The following is a 14,806-nucleotide window of genomic DNA, read 5'->3' on the forward strand; positions in this document are numbered from 1 at the left end:
GCGGGCGGAGGCCCCACGGCGTCGTCAGCTGTCGGGAACCGGGTTCCACGGCCGCTCGACGGTGCCGATCCAGCGCTGCGGTGCGGCCGCGGCGACGGCCTCGGCGGTCGCCCGCGCGACGTCGGGCGACGGTGCGAGGAACAGCCGGTAGCGCACGGGCGGGAGCCCGTCGACGGGGGCGGGATCGGCCGGCACGTGCAGGAGCCGTCGCGACCGGCCGCCGAGCGTCGCCTCGCTCATCCAGATCTCGAGCGACCAGCCCTGCACGCCGATGAGCGCGTTGCCGATCGCGGCACCCGCGCTCAGGGCGACGGGCTTGCGCATGTAGGACACCGCGACCGCGCCGACCTCGTCCCACGAGGCGAGCCGTACGCGGTCGTGCCCCTGCCACCAGTCCAGGCCGTCGTGGTCGACGAGCAGGCCGGCCGGGCGCCGCAGGTTCCGTAGCGTCGCGGCCCCGCCCAGGGCCACCGCACCGAACAGCAGCACGCCGCAGATCAGCACGACCCGCGCCACGGCGATCGTGGTCGGGTCGTCGTTCTCCGAGGTCAGCGGGCCGGCGAGCATGACGCCGCAGCCGACCGCGAGCAGCGCGGCCAGCGCGACGCCCACGGTCAGCAGCGGCGTGGCGCCCCCGCGGAAGTCGATGCGCACGGCGCCGGGCGGGGGCGGGGGCAGGTCGGTCACGCCGGGACGCTAGCCGCGCCGTACGGGCCGTCACAACCGCTGCGGGGTGCGGGCGTGGGCCGCGGCGGGGCCGTGGGGGACAATGGGCGGGTGCCCGCGTCCACCCCCGTCCCCGCCACGCCCGTGACCGGCGCGAGCCCCGCGCTCCCGCCGCTGCGCATCGGGCCGATCACGGTCGACACGCCCGTCGTGCTCGCACCGATGGCCGGTGTCACGAACGCGGCGTTCCGGCGGCTGTGCCGCGAGTCGGGGGCCGGGCTGTACGTCGCGGAGATGCTGACGAGCCGCGCGCTCGTCGAGCGCAGCCCCGAGTCGTTCCGGATCATCGCGTTCGAGCCCGACGAGGTGCCGCGCTCGGTGCAGCTCTACGGCGTCGACCCGACCACGGTCGGCGCGGCGGTCCGGCTGCTGGTCGAGGAGGACCGCGCCGACCACGTCGACCTGAACTTCGGCTGCCCCGTGCCCAAGGTGACGCGCCGCGGCGGCGGCGCGGTGCTCCCGTGGAAGCGGGACCTTTTCGCGGCCATCGTCCGCGCGGCCGTCGACGCGGCGCGCCCGCACGGCGTGCCGGTGACCGTGAAGATGCGCAAGGGCATCGACGAGGACCACCTCACGTACGTCGAGGCCGGGCTCGTCGCGCAGGACGCGGGGGTCGCGGCGGTCGCGCTGCACGGGCGCACCGCCGCCGACTACTACTCGGGCACGGCCGACTGGGACGCGATCGCCACCCTCAAGGAGGCGGTCACCGACATCCCGGTGCTCGGCAACGGCGACATCTGGTCGGCCGAGGACGCGCTCGCGATGGTCGCGCACACGCGCTGCGACGGCGTGGTGGTGGGTCGCGGCTGCCAGGGTCGACCGTGGCTGTTCGCCGACCTCGCGGCGGCGTTCGCGGGGTCCGACGTGCGCGTGCGGCCCGGGCTGCGCGAGGTCGCGCAGGTCGTCCGTCGGCACGCCGAGCTCATGGTCGACACGTTCGGCGACGAGGGCAAGGCGCTGCGCGAGATGCGCAAGCACATGGCCTGGTACCTCAAGGGCTACGTGGTGGGCGGCGAGACGCGCGCCCAGCTCGGGCTCGTGTCGTCGCTCGCCGAGCTCGACGACCGGCTCGCGGGGCTCGACCTCGACCAGCCGTACCCGGGCGAGGCCGCCGAGGGTCCGCGCGGCCGCGCCGGGTCGCCCAAGCGTCCGATCCTGCCGTACGGGTGGCTCGACTCGCGCGAGCTGTCGGAGGAGTTCCGGCGCGACCTGCACGAGGCCGAGCTGTCGGTCTCGGGCGGCTGACGCGGACGTCGACCACCGGCCCCGTGCCGCGGGCCGCGCCGGCCGCTCAGCCCGGTCGGCGCGCGAGCAGGAACGCCTGCGCGTGCCGCTCGTGCGCCTCGGCCTCGCGCACGACCCGCGCCCGCACGTCCAGCCCGGCGCCTGTGAGCACGCCGGCCAGCTCGTCCGGCCGCCAGAGCCAGGCGTCCAGGTCGACGTCGTGCCCGTAGGCGCGGGACAGGTGCCGCGGTCCGTCGCCCGCCTGGACGCCGACCAGCAGGTGCCCGCCGGGTGCGAGCACGCGGTGCAGCTCGGCGGCGACGCCCGGCAGCTGCGCGGGCGGCACGTGGATCAGCGAGTACCAGGCCAGCACGCCGGCCTGCGACACGTCGGCGTACGGCAGCGCGGCCAGCGACCCGACCACGAACGGCAGCGTCGGGTGTGCGCGGCGCGCGGCGGCCACCATCGCGGACGACAGGTCGAGGCCGTGCGCCGCGAGCCCGAGCGCGGCGAGGTGCGCGGTCATGCGGCCCGCGCCGCACCCCATGTCCGCGACCGGGCCCGTCGTGCCGACGAGCGTCGCGAACGCCCCCACGGTCGCGAGGTCGAGGGGCGTCTCGGCCTCGGTGCCCGGCAGGAGGGCCGCGTACGCGTCCGCGACCGTGTCGTAGGCGACGCGCACGCGCGCGGCGTGCGCGTCCGGGTCGGTCGGTCCGGGGGCGGTCGTCGCGGGCACCGGGAGAGCCTACGCAGCGGCTCGGCGCGCGCACCCGCCCGCGGGGCAGCAGACTGCACGGCGTGCGGAGCATCGGTGTCGAGGAGGAGTACCTGCTGGTCGACGGGCAGGGTGTGCCCACGGGCGTGGCCGACGCGGCCGTGCGCGCGTTCGAGCGCTCGGGGGGTGAGCAGGACCCGACGCCCGGCGGCGGTCTCGAGCACGAGCTGCAGGAGCAGCAGGTCGAGACCGGGACGCCGCCGCGCGTCGACCTGGCCGACGTGGCCGACGAGGTGCGGGCGGGCCGGCGCCGCGCGTCGGACGCCGCGCTCGCGGCCGACGCGCGGCTCGTCGCGCTCGCGACGTCGCCGCTGCCCGGCCCGACGACGCTGACGCACGGCGCGCGGTACGAGGCCATCGCGCAGGCCTACGCGCTGACGGTCCGCGAGCAGCTCACGAGCGGGTGCCACGTGCACGTCGCGGTCGCGGACGACGACGAGGGCGTCGCGGTGCTGGACCGCATCGGGCCGTGGCTGCCGACGCTGCTCGCGCTGAGCGCGAACTCGCCGTACTGGCGCGGCGAGGACTCGGGGTACGCGTCGGTCCGGGCGCAGCAGTGGAACCGCTGGCCGACCGCCGGGCCGACAGCGGTCTACGGCTCGGCCGCGGCGTACCACGAGGCCGTCGCCGGGCTGGTGGCCTCCGGCGTGGCGCTCGACGCCGGCATGATCTACTTCGACGCCCGGCTGTCGCAGCGCTATCCGACGGTCGAGCTGCGCGTCGCGGACGTGTGCCTGCGCGCCGACGACGCGGTGCTGGTCGCCGCGTTGTGCCGCGGTCTGGTCGAGACGGCGGCGCGCGAGGCGTCCGACGGCGTGCCCCCCGCCGTGCACCGGGTCGAGCCGCTGCGGGCCGCGACGTGGCGGGCCGCGCGCTCGGGCCTCGCGGGCGACCTGCTGGTGCCGCCGTCGATGACGCCGGTGCCGGCGCGTGACGCGGTCGTCGCGCTGCTCGACCACGTGCGACCCGCGCTCGTCGACGCGGGTGACCTCACGACCGTGCAGGACCTGCTGGCCCGGCTGTGGGAGCGCGGCACGGGTGCGGACGAGCAGCGCGGCTGGGCGCGCGACGGCGGCCTGCCCGCGGTCGTCGAGCAGGCGGTCGCCGCGACCCTGGCGTGACGCCGACGGCCCGGCCGCCGTGGGGCGACCGGGCCGTCGTCGAGCGTGGCGCCGGCGTCAGGACGCGCGCAGCCAGACCGTCGTGCCGGCCGGGAGCAACCCGCCGTCGAGCGGGCCGGACGCGAGCAGCACCTGCGCGCCCGCGGGCAGCGCGACGGCCTCGTCGTCGAGGTTCGCGACCACCACGACGTCGCGGTTGCGGAACGCCAGGACGTGCTCGGAGCCGTGCCCCTCGAGCCACTCCAGGCCGCCCGCGCCGAGGTCCTCGGTGCGGCGCGTGCGCAGCGCCGAGCGGTACAGCTCGTACGTCGACCCGTCGGTGCGGCGCTGCCGGTCGGCGGCGAGCTCGGCCCACTCGGCGGGCTGCGGCAGCCACGTGGCGCCGGTGGGGGAGAACCCCAGGCCGGGCGCGTCGCCCTCCCAGGGCAGCGGCACGCGGCAGCCGTCGCGGCCGCGCTCGCCGCCGCCCGTGCGGAAGAACGCGGGGTCCTGGCGCAGGTCGTCGTCGAGCGCGGTGTGCTCGGGCAGCCCGAGCTCCTCGCCCTGGTAGACGTACGCCGAGCCGGGGAGCCCGAGCATGAGCAGCGTCGCGGCGCGGGCGCGCCGCAGGCCGAGCGCGGCGTCGGGCTGCTCGTCGCCGTGGCCGATGCCGTTGGGGCGGTGCGTCGGGTCCGGCAGCCCCAGGCGGGACGCGTGGCGCACGACGTCGTGGTTCGACAGCACCCACGTGGTCGGTGCGCCGACCGCGTCGTTGGCCGCGTACGACGACGTGATCACGCGGCGCAGCGACGGACCGTGCCAGCCGGCCGCGAGGAACGCGAAGTTGAAGGACTGGTGCGCCTCGTCGGGCCGCACGTAGCGCGCGAGGCGGCTCAGCGGCTCGACCCACGCCTCGGTGACCATGGCGCGGTCGCCGTCGTACGTGTCGAGCACGCGACGCCACGCGCGGTAGATCTCGTGCACGCCGTCCTGGTCGAACATCGGTCCGCGGTTGCCCGAGCCGTCGACCGCGTCGACGCCGTCGACGTCGTCGGAGCCCTCGATCATCGTGACGTGGCCGTCCCAGTCGGGCAGGCCCGGCTGCTTGACCATGCCGTGCGCGACGTCGACACGGAACCCGTCGACGCCGCGGTCGAGCCAGAAGCGCAGGACGTCCTCGAACTCCTCGCGGACCTCGGGGTCGTCCCAGTTGAGGTCGGGCTGCTTGCTGTCGAACAGGTGCAGGTACCACTGGCCGGGCGTGCCGTCGGGGTCGGTCGTGCGCGTCCACGCGGGGCCGCCGAAGATCGACTCCCAGTTGTTGGGCGGCAGCTCGCCGTGCTCGCCCCGGCCGTCGCGGAAGTGGTAGCGGGAGCGCTCGCGCGAGCCCGGGCCGGCGGCGAGCGCGGCCTGGAACCACACGTGCTCGTCGGACGTGTGGTTCGGCACGAGGTCGACGATGACGCGCAGGCCGAGCTCGTGCGCGCGCGCGACGAGCGCGTCGGCGTCGGCGAGCGTGCCGAACAGCGGGTCGACGTCGCGGTAGTCGGCGACGTCGTACCCGGCGTCGGCCTGCGGCGAGCGGTAGAACGGCGAGAGCCAGACCGCGTCGACGCCGAGGTCGACGAGGTGCTCGAGGCGCGACGTGACACCGGGCAGGTCACCCACGCCGTCGCCCGACGCGTCCGCGAACGAGCGCGGGTAGACCTGGTAGATGACGGCGGTGCGCCACCACTGCGTCCCGGTGTCGGGGTGGTGCGCGATGAGCTCGGTCGAGGGGGACGCGAGGGTCACGGGGTGCCTTCCTGCAGGGTGCGGGGTCGGGGGACGGCGCGGAGGGCGCCGCCGGGGCCCACGGGGGCGCCGGGGGTCGGGCGGGGACGACGCGCGCAGTCAGCGCGCGGCGGGGACCGCGGCGGCGACGGGCGCGTCCGCGGGCGCCGCGGGTGCGCTGCCGGTCGAGCCGCGCACGACGAGCTCGGGGTGGAACAGCAACTCGGCGCGCGCGGCGCGCGTGCCGGTGATCTCGGCGACGAGAGCCGAGACCGCGGCGTGGCCCATCGCGGCGACGGGCTGGCGCACGGTCGTCAGCGGCGGGTCGGTGAACGCCACGAGGGGCGAGTCGTCGAACCCGACGACCGACACGTCCTCGGGGACGCGCAGGCCGAGCTGGCGAGCGGCGCGCACGGCGCCGAGCGCCATGAGGTCGGAGCCGCAGACGACCGCGGTGTGCCCCGACGCGAACAGCTCGGTCGCGGCGGCCTGGCCGCCCTCGACCGTGAACAGCGTCGAGACGACGTGCGCGTCGGCGTCGGTGGCCCCGAGGTGCTTCTCGAGGAGCGAGACGAACGCGTCGCGCTTACGCTGCGAAGGGACGAAGCGCGTGGGCCCGACGGCGAGCCCGATCGCACGGTGGCCGAGGGAGTACAGGTGGCGGAACGCCTGGTCCATCGCGGCGGAGTCGTCGGTCGACACCGCCGGGGCGTCCACGCCCTCGGCATAGCCGTTGACGAGCACGAGCGGCACGCCGCGCCCCCGCAGCCGGTGGTACCGGTCCTTGCTGGCGGTGGTGTCGGCGTGCAGGCCCGACACGAAGACGATGCCGTCGACGGAGTGCTCCATGAGCAGCTCGACGTACTGGTCCTCGGTGGTGCCGCCGGGGGACTGCGTGCACAGCAGCGGCGTGTACCCGCGGTCGCTGAGCATGGTCTCGATGATCTGCGCGAACGCGGGGAACACGGGGTTGGTGAGCTCGGGGACCACGAGCCCGACGAGACCGGCGGAGCGCATCCGCAGCTTCTCGGGCCGCTCGTAGCCGAGCATGTCGAGCGCCGTGAGCACCGCCTGCCGCGCCTGCGCGGACACGCCCGGCTTGCCGTTGAGCACGCGCGACACCGTCGCGGTGCTCACCCCGGCCTGCTCGGCCAGGTCGGTCAGTCGTGTGCGCACAGACGGCAGCGTAGTCGGGGTCATCGGACCTCCTCGTCCTGGTGCCGCTCCTCGTGCGGAGCACGCTGTGAAACCGTTGCCTGAAAGTTACCGTAACGATTTGCAGCAACGGGTGCAACGCACCTACCTTCACGTCATGGGCCGACGGCGGCACGACCGGCGTCGGTGAGTCGAACGACTACAGGAGACGAACGATGCGACGAGGCATCCCGGCCGCAGCGGTGGCGCTCGGCCTCGCACTCACGCTCACGGCGTGCGGCGGTTCCAGCGACGACACCACGGGCGGCTCGACGCCCGGCAGCACGGCCGACGGCGGCTCGGGCGACGGCCTCGTCGTCTGGGTCGACGAGACCCGGAAGGACGCGGTCGAGCAGGCCGCCAAGGCGTTCGAGGACGAGAACGACGTGGACGTCGAGCTCGTGCTCAAGAACTTCGAGGACATCCGCGCGGACTTCCTCGCGCAGGTCCCCACGGGCGAGGGCCCCGACATCACCGTCGGCGCGCACGACTGGCTCGGCGAGCTCACCACCAACGGCGTCGTCGCCCCCATCGAGCTCGGCGACAAGACCGCCGACTTCGAGGACGTCGCGATCCAGGCGTTCACGCAGGACGGCCAGGTGTACGGCCTGCCCTACGCGATCGAGAACATCGCCCTCATCCGGAACACCGCGCTGGCCGCGACCGCGCCCGCGACGTGGGACGAGGCCGTGGCCGCCGGGCAGGCCGCCGGCACCAAGTACCCGTTCCTCATCCAGACGAGCACCGAGGGCGACCCGTACACGTACTACCCGCTGCAGACGTCGTTCGGCGCGCCCGTGTTCGCGCAGAACGCGGACGGCTCGTACACGGCCGACCTCGCCATGGGCGGCGCGCCCGGGCAGGCGTTCGCGACGTGGCTGCAGGCGCAGGGCGCGGCGGGCGTGCTGTCGACCGACATCACGTACGACATCGCGGTCGAGGCGTTCAAGAACGGCGAGTCGCCGTTCATCGTCGGCGGCCCGTGGATGCTCGAGCAGTTCGCGGACCTCGACCTCGCGATCGACCCGGTCCCCGCGGCCGGGCCGCAGGCCGCGCAGCCGTTCGTCGGCGTCCAGGGGTTCTACGTCTCGGCGCAGAGCGACAAGGCGCTCCTGGCGAACGACTTCCTCGTCAACTACATCGCGACCGACGAGGCGCAGCTCGCGCTCTACGAGGCCGGCAACCGCCCGCCGGCGCTCAAGTCGGCCGCCGAGCAGGCGTCCGCCGACCCGATCACCGCCGGCTTCGCGGCCGTCGGCGCCGACGCGGTCCCGATGCCCTCGATCCCCGAGATGGGCTCCGTCTGGGCCTTCTGGGGCGTCACCGAGGCGAACATCATCTCCGGCCAGGCCGACCCGGTCGCGGCGTGGGACAAGATGATCGCCGACATCCAGGGAGCCATCGGCTCCTGACCCCCTCGCTCCGGTCGCGCCGCGGATCCCCCCGCGGCGCGGCCGGGCGGTCCGGTCCACCTTCTGCGGCGCACCGACGCGCCGACCTCCACCGCTCGGAAGGCGCGCGATGTCCACGCAGGCTCCCACGGTCGACGGCACGAGCGACGCCGTCACACCACCGGGTCCGTCCGGCCCCACCGACCGCCGCGCGGGCCGCGGCCCCGGGCGCGGCCCCGTCCGGCCCGGCACGCTCGTGAAGATCGCACTCATGGCGGTCGTGAACGCGCTCGGCGTGTTCGGGATCCTCGCGGCGTGGCGCGAGGGCAGCATGGGCATCCTCGTGTCGATGGTCGCGCTCGTCGCGGTCGCCGACTGGGTGTACTTCTCGCGGCGCTCGCTGCCGATGAAGTACATCCTGCCCGGGCTCGCGTTCCTGCTGGTCTACCAGGTGTACGTCGTCGCCTACACGGGGTTCGTCGCGTTCACCAACTACGGCGACGGCCACAACTCCACCCAGGAGCAGGCCGTCGAGGCGCTGCTCATCCAGAACGAGCGCCGCGTCGAGGGCTCGGCCTCGTACCCGTTGACGGTCGTCGAGCGCGGCGGGCAGCTGGGCTTCGCGGTCGTCGAGGACGACGAGGCGCTCGTCGGCACGGCCGACCAGCCGCTCGCCGCGGCCGACGGCGCGACGGTCGAGGACGGCCGGGTCACGCAGGTGCCCGACGCGACCGTGCTGGGACGCCAGGAGATCCTGGCCCGGCAGGCCGAGGTCACCGCGCTGCGCGTGCCCGTCTCCGACGACCCGAACGACGGCTCGATCCGCACGCAGGACGCGCGCACCGGCTTCGTGTCGACGCCGTCGCTCACGTGGGACCCCGAGGCCGACACGATGACCGACGTCGCCACCGGCACGGTGTACCGCGCGACGTCCGAGGGCTGGTTCCAGTCGGACGACGGCCAGCGGCTCAACGTCGGCTGGCGCGTCATGGTCGGCTTCGACAACTTCCGCACCGCGTTCGGCGACGAGCGCTACGCGGGGCCGTTCCTGCGCATCCTGGCGTGGACGTTCGCGTTCGCGATCCTGTCCGTCGTCACGACGTTCCTGCTGGGGCTGTTCCTCGCGATCACCTTCAACGACACGCGGCTGCGCGGGCGCAAGATCTACCGCACGCTGCTGATCTTCCCGTACGCGATCCCGGGGTTCCTCGCGGCGCTGCTGTGGTCCGGCCTGCTCAACCGGTCCTTCGGGTTCGTCAACCAGGTGCTGCTCGGCGGGGCCGCGGTGCCGTGGCTCACCGACCCGTGGCTCGCGAAGCTCTCGGTGCTCGGGGTCAACCTGTGGCTCGGGTTCCCGTACATGTTCCTCATCTGCACCGGGGCCCTGCAGTCCCTGCCGTCCGACGTGCTCGAGGCCGCCAAGGTCGACGGCGCGAGCGCGATGCGCACGTGGCGCTCGGTCACGCTGCCGCTGCTGCTGGTCGCGACCGCACCGCTGCTCATCTCGTCGTTCGCCTTCAACTTCAACAACTTCACGCTCATCTACATGCTCACGGGCGGCGGGCCGCGGTTCGCCGACGCGTCCGTGCCGCTCGGCCACACCGACATCCTCATCTCGATGGTCTACTCGGTGTCCGGGCTCGACGGCACGGCCGCGAAGAACTACGGCCTGGCCAGCGCGTTGTCGATCGTCATCTTCGTCATCGTCGCGACGATCTCCGCGATCACCTTCAAGCGCACCAAGCAGTTCGAGGAGATCAGCTGATGACCACGTCGCACGTCACGCCCACGCGCACCGCCGCGGCCCGCGCCGCCGCCCCCCGGATGCGTCCGCACCGCTGGTTCGCCGAGCTCGGGTGGCGGCACCTCGTCGGGGTCGTCGCCGTCGTGTACGCGGTGTTCCCGATCGTCTACGTCATCTCCGCCTCGCTCACCGACGGCGGCACGCTCACGGGCTCCAACCGGCTGTTCGCGTCGCTCAGCCCCGCCAACTACGAGGCGCTCGGCGGCACGATGTTCTGGACGTGGCTCGGCAACTCCCTGCAGATCGCGATCGCCACCGGCGTCGGCACGGTCCTCATGGGCGCCGCGGCCGCCTACGCGTTCTCGCGGTTCCGGTTCACGGGGCGCCGCGCGGGCCTCACGGCGCTGCTCATCATCCAGATGTTCCCGCAGATGCTCGCGTTCGTCGCGATCTTCCTGCTGCTCATCGGCCTCGGCAACGTCGTCCCGTCGCTCGGCCTCAACAGCAAGCTCGCGCTCATCGCCGTCTACCTGGGCGGCGCGCTCGGCGTGAACACGTTCCTCATGTACGGGTTCTTCAACACCGTCCCGCGCGAGCTCGACGAGGCCGCGAAGATCGACGGCGCGACGCACGCGCAGACCTACTGGACGATCATCCTGCGGCTCGTCACGCCGATCCTCGCGGTCGTCGCGCTGCTGTCGTTCATCGCGACGTTCGGCGAGTTCATCATCGCGCGCCTCGTGCTGCAGTCCGAGCGCAACTGGACCGTGGCCGTCGGGCTGTACGGCTGGGTGTCGTCGCTGCTCGAGGCCAACTGGGGGCTGTTCGCGGCCGGTGCGGTGATCGCCGCGCTGCCGGTGCTGCTGCTCTTCCTGTTCCTGCAGAAGTACATCGTGGGCGGGCTCACGGCGGGCTCGGTCAAGGGCTGAGCGGTCCCGCTGCCCTCCCTGGCACGAGCGGCGAGGGGACGCGGGCGCGGCGCGGCCCGCTGGCGTCGCTGCTCGGCGCGCTGACGAATCGTGCTCGCGGACCCCGTGGGCACGGAGCTCTAGACGGGCGTCGCGCCGGTCGTGGGCGGCGCCACGCCTACCCTGGGCACGTGACAGCCCTCGACCCCACCGTCCGCGACCTCGACGGCTACTGCGCCGCCGACCGCGACCGCTGGCTCGCCGAGGGGGAGAAGTCGCGTGAGCGCACGCCGTTCGAGCGGGACCGCGCGCGCCTCGTGCACTCCTCGGCGCTGCGCCGCCTCGGCGCCAAGACCCAGGTGCTCGGACCCTCCACGGACGACTTCGTGCGCACGCGCCTCACGCACACGCTCGAGGTCGCGCAGGTCGGCCGCGAGATCGGCAAGGCGCTGGGGTGCGACCCCGACGTCGTCGACACCGCGTGCCTCGCGCACGACCTGGGCCACCCGCCGTTCGGCCACAACGGCGAGCGGGCGCTCGCCGAGCTCGCGCGCGGCATCGGCGGCTTCGAGGGCAACGCCCAGACCCTGCGCCTGCTGACCCGCCTCGAGCCCAAGGTCGTCGCTCCCGACGGCACGTCGGTCGGCCTCAACCTCACGCGCGCGAGCCTCGACGCCTCGGTCAAGTACCCGTGGCGCTACGGGCAGGGCCCGGTGAGCCCGGCGAGCGGGCGTCCCACGCACAAGTTCGGCGTCTACGAGGACGACCTGCCGGTGTTCGCGTGGCTGCGGGCCGACGCGCCCGAGGGACGCAAGTGCCTCGAGGCGCAGGTCATGGACCTCGCCGACGACATCTCGTACTCGGTGCACGACGTCGAGGACGCGGTCGTCGGCGACCGCGTCGACCTCGGCGTGCTCACGCGCCCCGACGAGCGTGCCCGCGTGCTCGACGCGGTCGACACCTGGTACGGCGCGCAGGTGTCCGGGCCGGAGCTCGAGGCCGCGATGGACCGCCTGGTGGCGGCGCGGCTCTGGGAGCCGGGCTTCGACGGGTCGCGGCGCGCGCTCGCGGTCCTCAAGGACGCGACCAGCCAGCTCATCGGACGGTTCGCGAAGGCCGCGCAGCAGGCGACCCGCGCGCGCTACGGCGACGGCCCGCTGACCCGCTACGCCGCCGAGCTCGTCGTCCCGCACGAGACGCTCGCCGAGATCCTCGTGCTCAAGGGCCTCGCGGTCGCGTACGTCATGGCGCCGCGCGAGCTCGAGCCGCTGTACCAGCGGCAGCGCGACGTGCTGCACGACCTGGTGACCGTGCTGGCCGACCGCGGCCCGGACGCGCTCGAGCCGCCGTTCGCGGCGGACTGGCGCGCGGCCGGCGACGACGCCGCACGCCTGCGCGTCGTCGTCGACCAGGTCGCGTCCCTCACCGACGTGTCGGCGGTCGCGTGGCACTCCCGGCTGGTCCGCCCGCCGCGGCACTGACGCCGCGACGGACGGAACCGTGCGCTCAGTCGTCGGCGCCCAGCGGCCACACGGGGCGCACCTCGATGCGTCCCGCGCGCGCCATCGGGTGCGCCGCCGCGACCGCGAGCGCCTCGTCGAGGTCCGCGCAGTCGATCACGTCGTAGCCCGCGATCTGCTCGCGGGTCTCCGCGAACGGGCCGTCCGTGAGCACCACGCGGTCGCCGCGGCGTCGCACGGTCGTCGCGGCCTCCACGGGGCGCAGCCGGTCGCCGTGCCGCCACACGCCGCGCGCGTCGACGTCGGCGCCCCACTCCTCGATGGTCGGGTCCCCGGGGGCAGCGTCCTCGCCGTCGGGGTCGGTGCAGATGAGCAGCAGGTACTCCACGTCGTCCTCCTCGTGCCGCGGGCGCGTGCCGCCCGGTCGTCGCCATGACGAGCGACGGTCGCCACATTCGACACCCGGCCGCCCGTCGCCGCGATCCGACCACGCCCGCGGACGCCTAGACTCACGCCCGTGGCGGGACGGATCCGGCGGGAGGACGTGGAGGCCGTCCGCGAGCGCGTCCGGATCGAGGACGTCGTGGGCGCGCACGTCGCGCTGCGGCCCGCGGGCGTCGGCTCCCTCAAGGGCCTGTGCCCGTTCCACGACGAGCGCACGCCGTCGTTCCACGTGCGGCCCCAGGTGGGGCGCTACCACTGCTTCGGGTGCGGCGAGGGCGGCGACGTCATCGCGTTCGTCCAGGCGGTCGACGGGCTGGGGTTCACCGACGCGGTCGAGTACCTCGCGTCGCGCGTCGGCCTCCAGGTGCGTTACGAGGACGGCGGCCCGACGCGCCCCGGCGAGGAGCCCGGTCGTCGGCGGCGGCTGCTCGACGCGCACCGCGTCGCCGAGGAGTTCTACCGCGAGCAGCTCGTGACGCCGCAGGCCGCGGCCGCGCGCGCGTTCCTGTCGGAGCGCGGGTTCGACCGTACGGCCGCCGAGACGTTCGGCGTGGGGTACGCGCCGCAGGGCTGGGACGCGCTGCTGCGTCACCTGCGCGGGCGCGGGTTCACCGAGGCCGAGCTCACCGCGTCCGGGCTCGTGAGCCAGGGGCAGCGCGGCGTGTACGACCGGTTCCGCGGGCGCCTGGTGTGGCCGATCCGCGAGGTCACCGGCGACACCGTGGGCTTCGGCGCGCGGCGCCTGTACGACGAGGACAACGGGCCGAAGTACCTCAACACCCCCGAGACGCCGCTCTACCGCAAGTCGCACGTGCTCTACGGCATCGACCTGGCCAAGCGTGAGATCGCCAAGGCGAAGCAGGTCGTGGTCGTCGAGGGCTACACCGACGTCATGGCGATGCACCTGTCGGGCGTGCCCACCGCGGTCGCGACGTGCGGCACCGCGTTCGGGTCCGACCACTCGCGCATCGTGCGGCGGCTCGTGGGCGACGCGGGCGGCGCCGGGGGCGTGCAGCTCGCGGGCGGGTCGTCGGTGGGCGGCGAGATCGTGTTCACGTTCGACGGCGACGCGGCCGGTCAGAAGGCCGCGCTGCGCGCGTTCGGCGAGGACCAGGCGTTCAGCGCGCAGACGTTCGTGGCCGTCGAGCCGTCGGGCATGGACCCGTGCGAGCTGCGGCAGGCGCGCGGCCCGGACGCGGTGCGCGCGCTGGTGAGCACGCGGCAGCCGCTGTTCGCGTTCGTCATCCGCTCGACGCTCGCGGCGCACGACCTCACGACCGCCGAGGGGCGCGTCGGGGCGCTGCGTGCCGCGGCCCCCGTGGTCGCGGGCATCCGGGACTCGGCGCTGCGGCCCGAGTACGAGCGTCTGCTGGCCGGGTGGCTGGGCATGGACGACGTCGCGGCCGTGCGGCGTGCGGTGTCCGACGCGTCCCGGCGCGGTGCACGCCCGGGTGCGCGGCCCGGGCCCGAGCGGGACGCCCGGCGGCCGGTCGCGGGCGACGCGGCACCCGCACCCGTGCCGGTCGCGCGCATGACCGCGCCCGACCGCCGCGACCCCGTCGCGCAGGTCGAGCGCACGGCGCTCGAGGTCGTGCTGCAGCACCCCACGCTCGTCCCGCCGGACTTCGACGCGCTCGCGCCCGACGCGTGCACGGCACCGGCCTACCGCGCCGTGCACGAGGCCGTCCGCGCGGCGGGCGGCGTGAGCGCGGCCGCCGACCTGGTGGCACGCGGCGGCGAGGCCGCGTGGGTCGGCGCGGTGCTCGAGGAGGCCGCCGAGCCGGTGCGCCCGCTGCTCACCGAGATGTCGGTCGCCCCGCTGCCCGAGGACCGCCCGGAGTCGTTGCCGGGCTACGTGCGCGGCGTCGTCATGCGGCTCGTCGACATCGGGTACACGCGCCGGATCGCCGACGTGCGCGGGCGCCTGCAGCGGCTCGACGCGGCGGCCGACGCGGGGGAGCAGCGCGCGCTGCTCGGCGAGCTCCTCGAGCTCGAGGCGCGCCGTCGGTCGCTGCGCGAGAGCGCCTGACCCGGGGCTCCCGCACGTCGGACGCCCCCGCGGCGGCG

General features: G+C 74.8%; 12 protein-coding genes. 7 read left to right on the plus strand and 5 right to left on the minus strand.

The window, feature by feature from the left end; genetic code table 11:
- Positions 1–24 precede the first annotated feature (24 nt).
- The gene (locus tag E4A51_RS02425) at positions 25–687 is read right to left on the minus strand and encodes a hypothetical protein (RefSeq protein ID WP_134850777.1); all 663 of its coding nucleotides are present in this window, start codon (positions 685–687) and stop codon (positions 25–27) included.
- Between the two features lie 90 nt (positions 688–777).
- Between E4A51_RS02425 and dusB the strand changes: the two genes are divergently transcribed.
- Entirely contained in the window at positions 778–1,971 is a 1,194-nt protein-coding gene (dusB, locus tag E4A51_RS02430; protein ID WP_046528644.1) for a tRNA dihydrouridine synthase DusB, read from the plus strand.
- Between the two features lie 46 nt (positions 1,972–2,017).
- On the opposite strand, the gene E4A51_RS02435 is transcribed toward dusB, so the two are convergent.
- Entirely contained in the window at positions 2,018–2,686 is a 669-nt protein-coding gene (locus E4A51_RS02435) for a class I SAM-dependent methyltransferase (protein WP_070318677.1), read from the minus strand.
- Between the two features lie 62 nt (positions 2,687–2,748).
- Here E4A51_RS02435 and E4A51_RS02440 point away from each other — a divergent pair, with 62 nt between their 5' ends.
- On the plus strand, positions 2,749–3,846 hold the full coding sequence (locus E4A51_RS02440) for a glutamate--cysteine ligase (RefSeq protein ID WP_070318676.1): 1,098 nt from the start codon (positions 2,749–2,751) through the stop codon (positions 3,844–3,846).
- A 57-nt stretch (positions 3,847–3,903) separates the two neighbouring features.
- On the opposite strand, the gene E4A51_RS02445 is transcribed toward E4A51_RS02440, so the two are convergent.
- The gene (locus tag E4A51_RS02445) at positions 3,904–5,619 is read right to left on the minus strand and encodes a glycoside hydrolase family 13 protein (RefSeq protein ID WP_070318675.1); all 1,716 of its coding nucleotides are present in this window, start codon (positions 5,617–5,619) and stop codon (positions 3,904–3,906) included.
- 99 nt (positions 5,620–5,718) lie between these two features.
- Positions 5,719–6,798, minus strand: coding sequence for a LacI family DNA-binding transcriptional regulator (locus tag E4A51_RS02450; RefSeq protein ID WP_070318674.1), 1,080 nt, complete (start codon positions 6,796–6,798; stop codon positions 5,719–5,721).
- A 170-nt stretch (positions 6,799–6,968) separates the two neighbouring features.
- Here E4A51_RS02450 and E4A51_RS02455 point away from each other — a divergent pair, with 170 nt between their 5' ends.
- The 4 genes from E4A51_RS02455 (at position 6,969) to E4A51_RS02470 (ending at position 12,316) form a co-directional block, all read left to right on the plus strand.
- Positions 6,969–8,204 (plus strand): extracellular solute-binding protein, encoded by a 1,236-nt coding sequence (locus tag E4A51_RS02455; protein ID WP_070318673.1) that lies wholly within the window; start codon positions 6,969–6,971, stop codon positions 8,202–8,204.
- Positions 8,205–8,313: 109 nt separating this feature from the next.
- Positions 8,314–9,948 carry an ABC transporter permease subunit gene (locus E4A51_RS02460; protein WP_070318672.1) on the plus strand — a complete coding sequence of 545 codons (1,635 nt, stop codon included), beginning with the start codon at positions 8,314–8,316 and terminating at the stop codon, positions 9,946–9,948.
- Positions 9,948–10,856: a sugar ABC transporter permease gene (locus tag E4A51_RS02465; protein WP_070318671.1), complete on the plus strand. Its 909-nt coding sequence runs from the start codon at positions 9,948–9,950 to the stop codon at positions 10,854–10,856. Before E4A51_RS02460 ends, E4A51_RS02465 begins: the two co-directional genes overlap by 1 nt.
- A gap of 170 nt (positions 10,857–11,026) precedes the next feature.
- Positions 11,027–12,316 (plus strand): deoxyguanosinetriphosphate triphosphohydrolase, encoded by a 1,290-nt coding sequence (locus tag E4A51_RS02470; RefSeq protein ID WP_070318670.1) that lies wholly within the window; start codon positions 11,027–11,029, stop codon positions 12,314–12,316.
- Between the two features lie 25 nt (positions 12,317–12,341).
- On the opposite strand, the gene E4A51_RS02475 is transcribed toward E4A51_RS02470, so the two are convergent.
- On the minus strand, positions 12,342–12,683 hold the full coding sequence (locus E4A51_RS02475) for a YciI family protein (protein ID WP_070318669.1): 342 nt from the start codon (positions 12,681–12,683) through the stop codon (positions 12,342–12,344).
- A gap of 129 nt (positions 12,684–12,812) precedes the next feature.
- On the opposite strand from E4A51_RS02475, the gene dnaG reads away from it, so the two are divergent.
- Positions 12,813–14,768: a DNA primase gene (gene dnaG / locus E4A51_RS02480; RefSeq protein WP_046528634.1), complete on the plus strand. Its 1,956-nt coding sequence runs from the start codon at positions 12,813–12,815 to the stop codon at positions 14,766–14,768.
- The last annotated feature ends 38 nt before the right edge of the window (positions 14,769–14,806 follow it).

Source organism: Cellulomonas sp. HD19AZ1, from assembly GCF_004535805.1.
Classification (GTDB): Bacteria; Actinomycetota; Actinomycetes; order Actinomycetales; family Cellulomonadaceae; genus Cellulomonas; species Cellulomonas iranensis.

What these genes read in the sequence shown, in the direction of transcription:
- E4A51_RS02450 (WP_070318674.1), bottom strand. Translation starts at nt 6,798, where the DNA reads ATGACCCCGACTACGCTGCCGTCTGTGCGCACACGACTGACCGACCTG.
- E4A51_RS02455 (WP_070318673.1), top strand. Translation starts at nt 6,969, where the DNA reads ATGCGACGAGGCATCCCGGCCGCAGCGGTGGCGCTCGGCCTCGCACTC.
- E4A51_RS02460 (WP_070318672.1), top strand. Translation starts at nt 8,314, where the DNA reads ATGTCCACGCAGGCTCCCACGGTCGACGGCACGAGCGACGCCGTCACA.
- E4A51_RS02465 (WP_070318671.1), top strand. Translation starts at nt 9,948, where the DNA reads ATGACCACGTCGCACGTCACGCCCACGCGCACCGCCGCGGCCCGCGCC.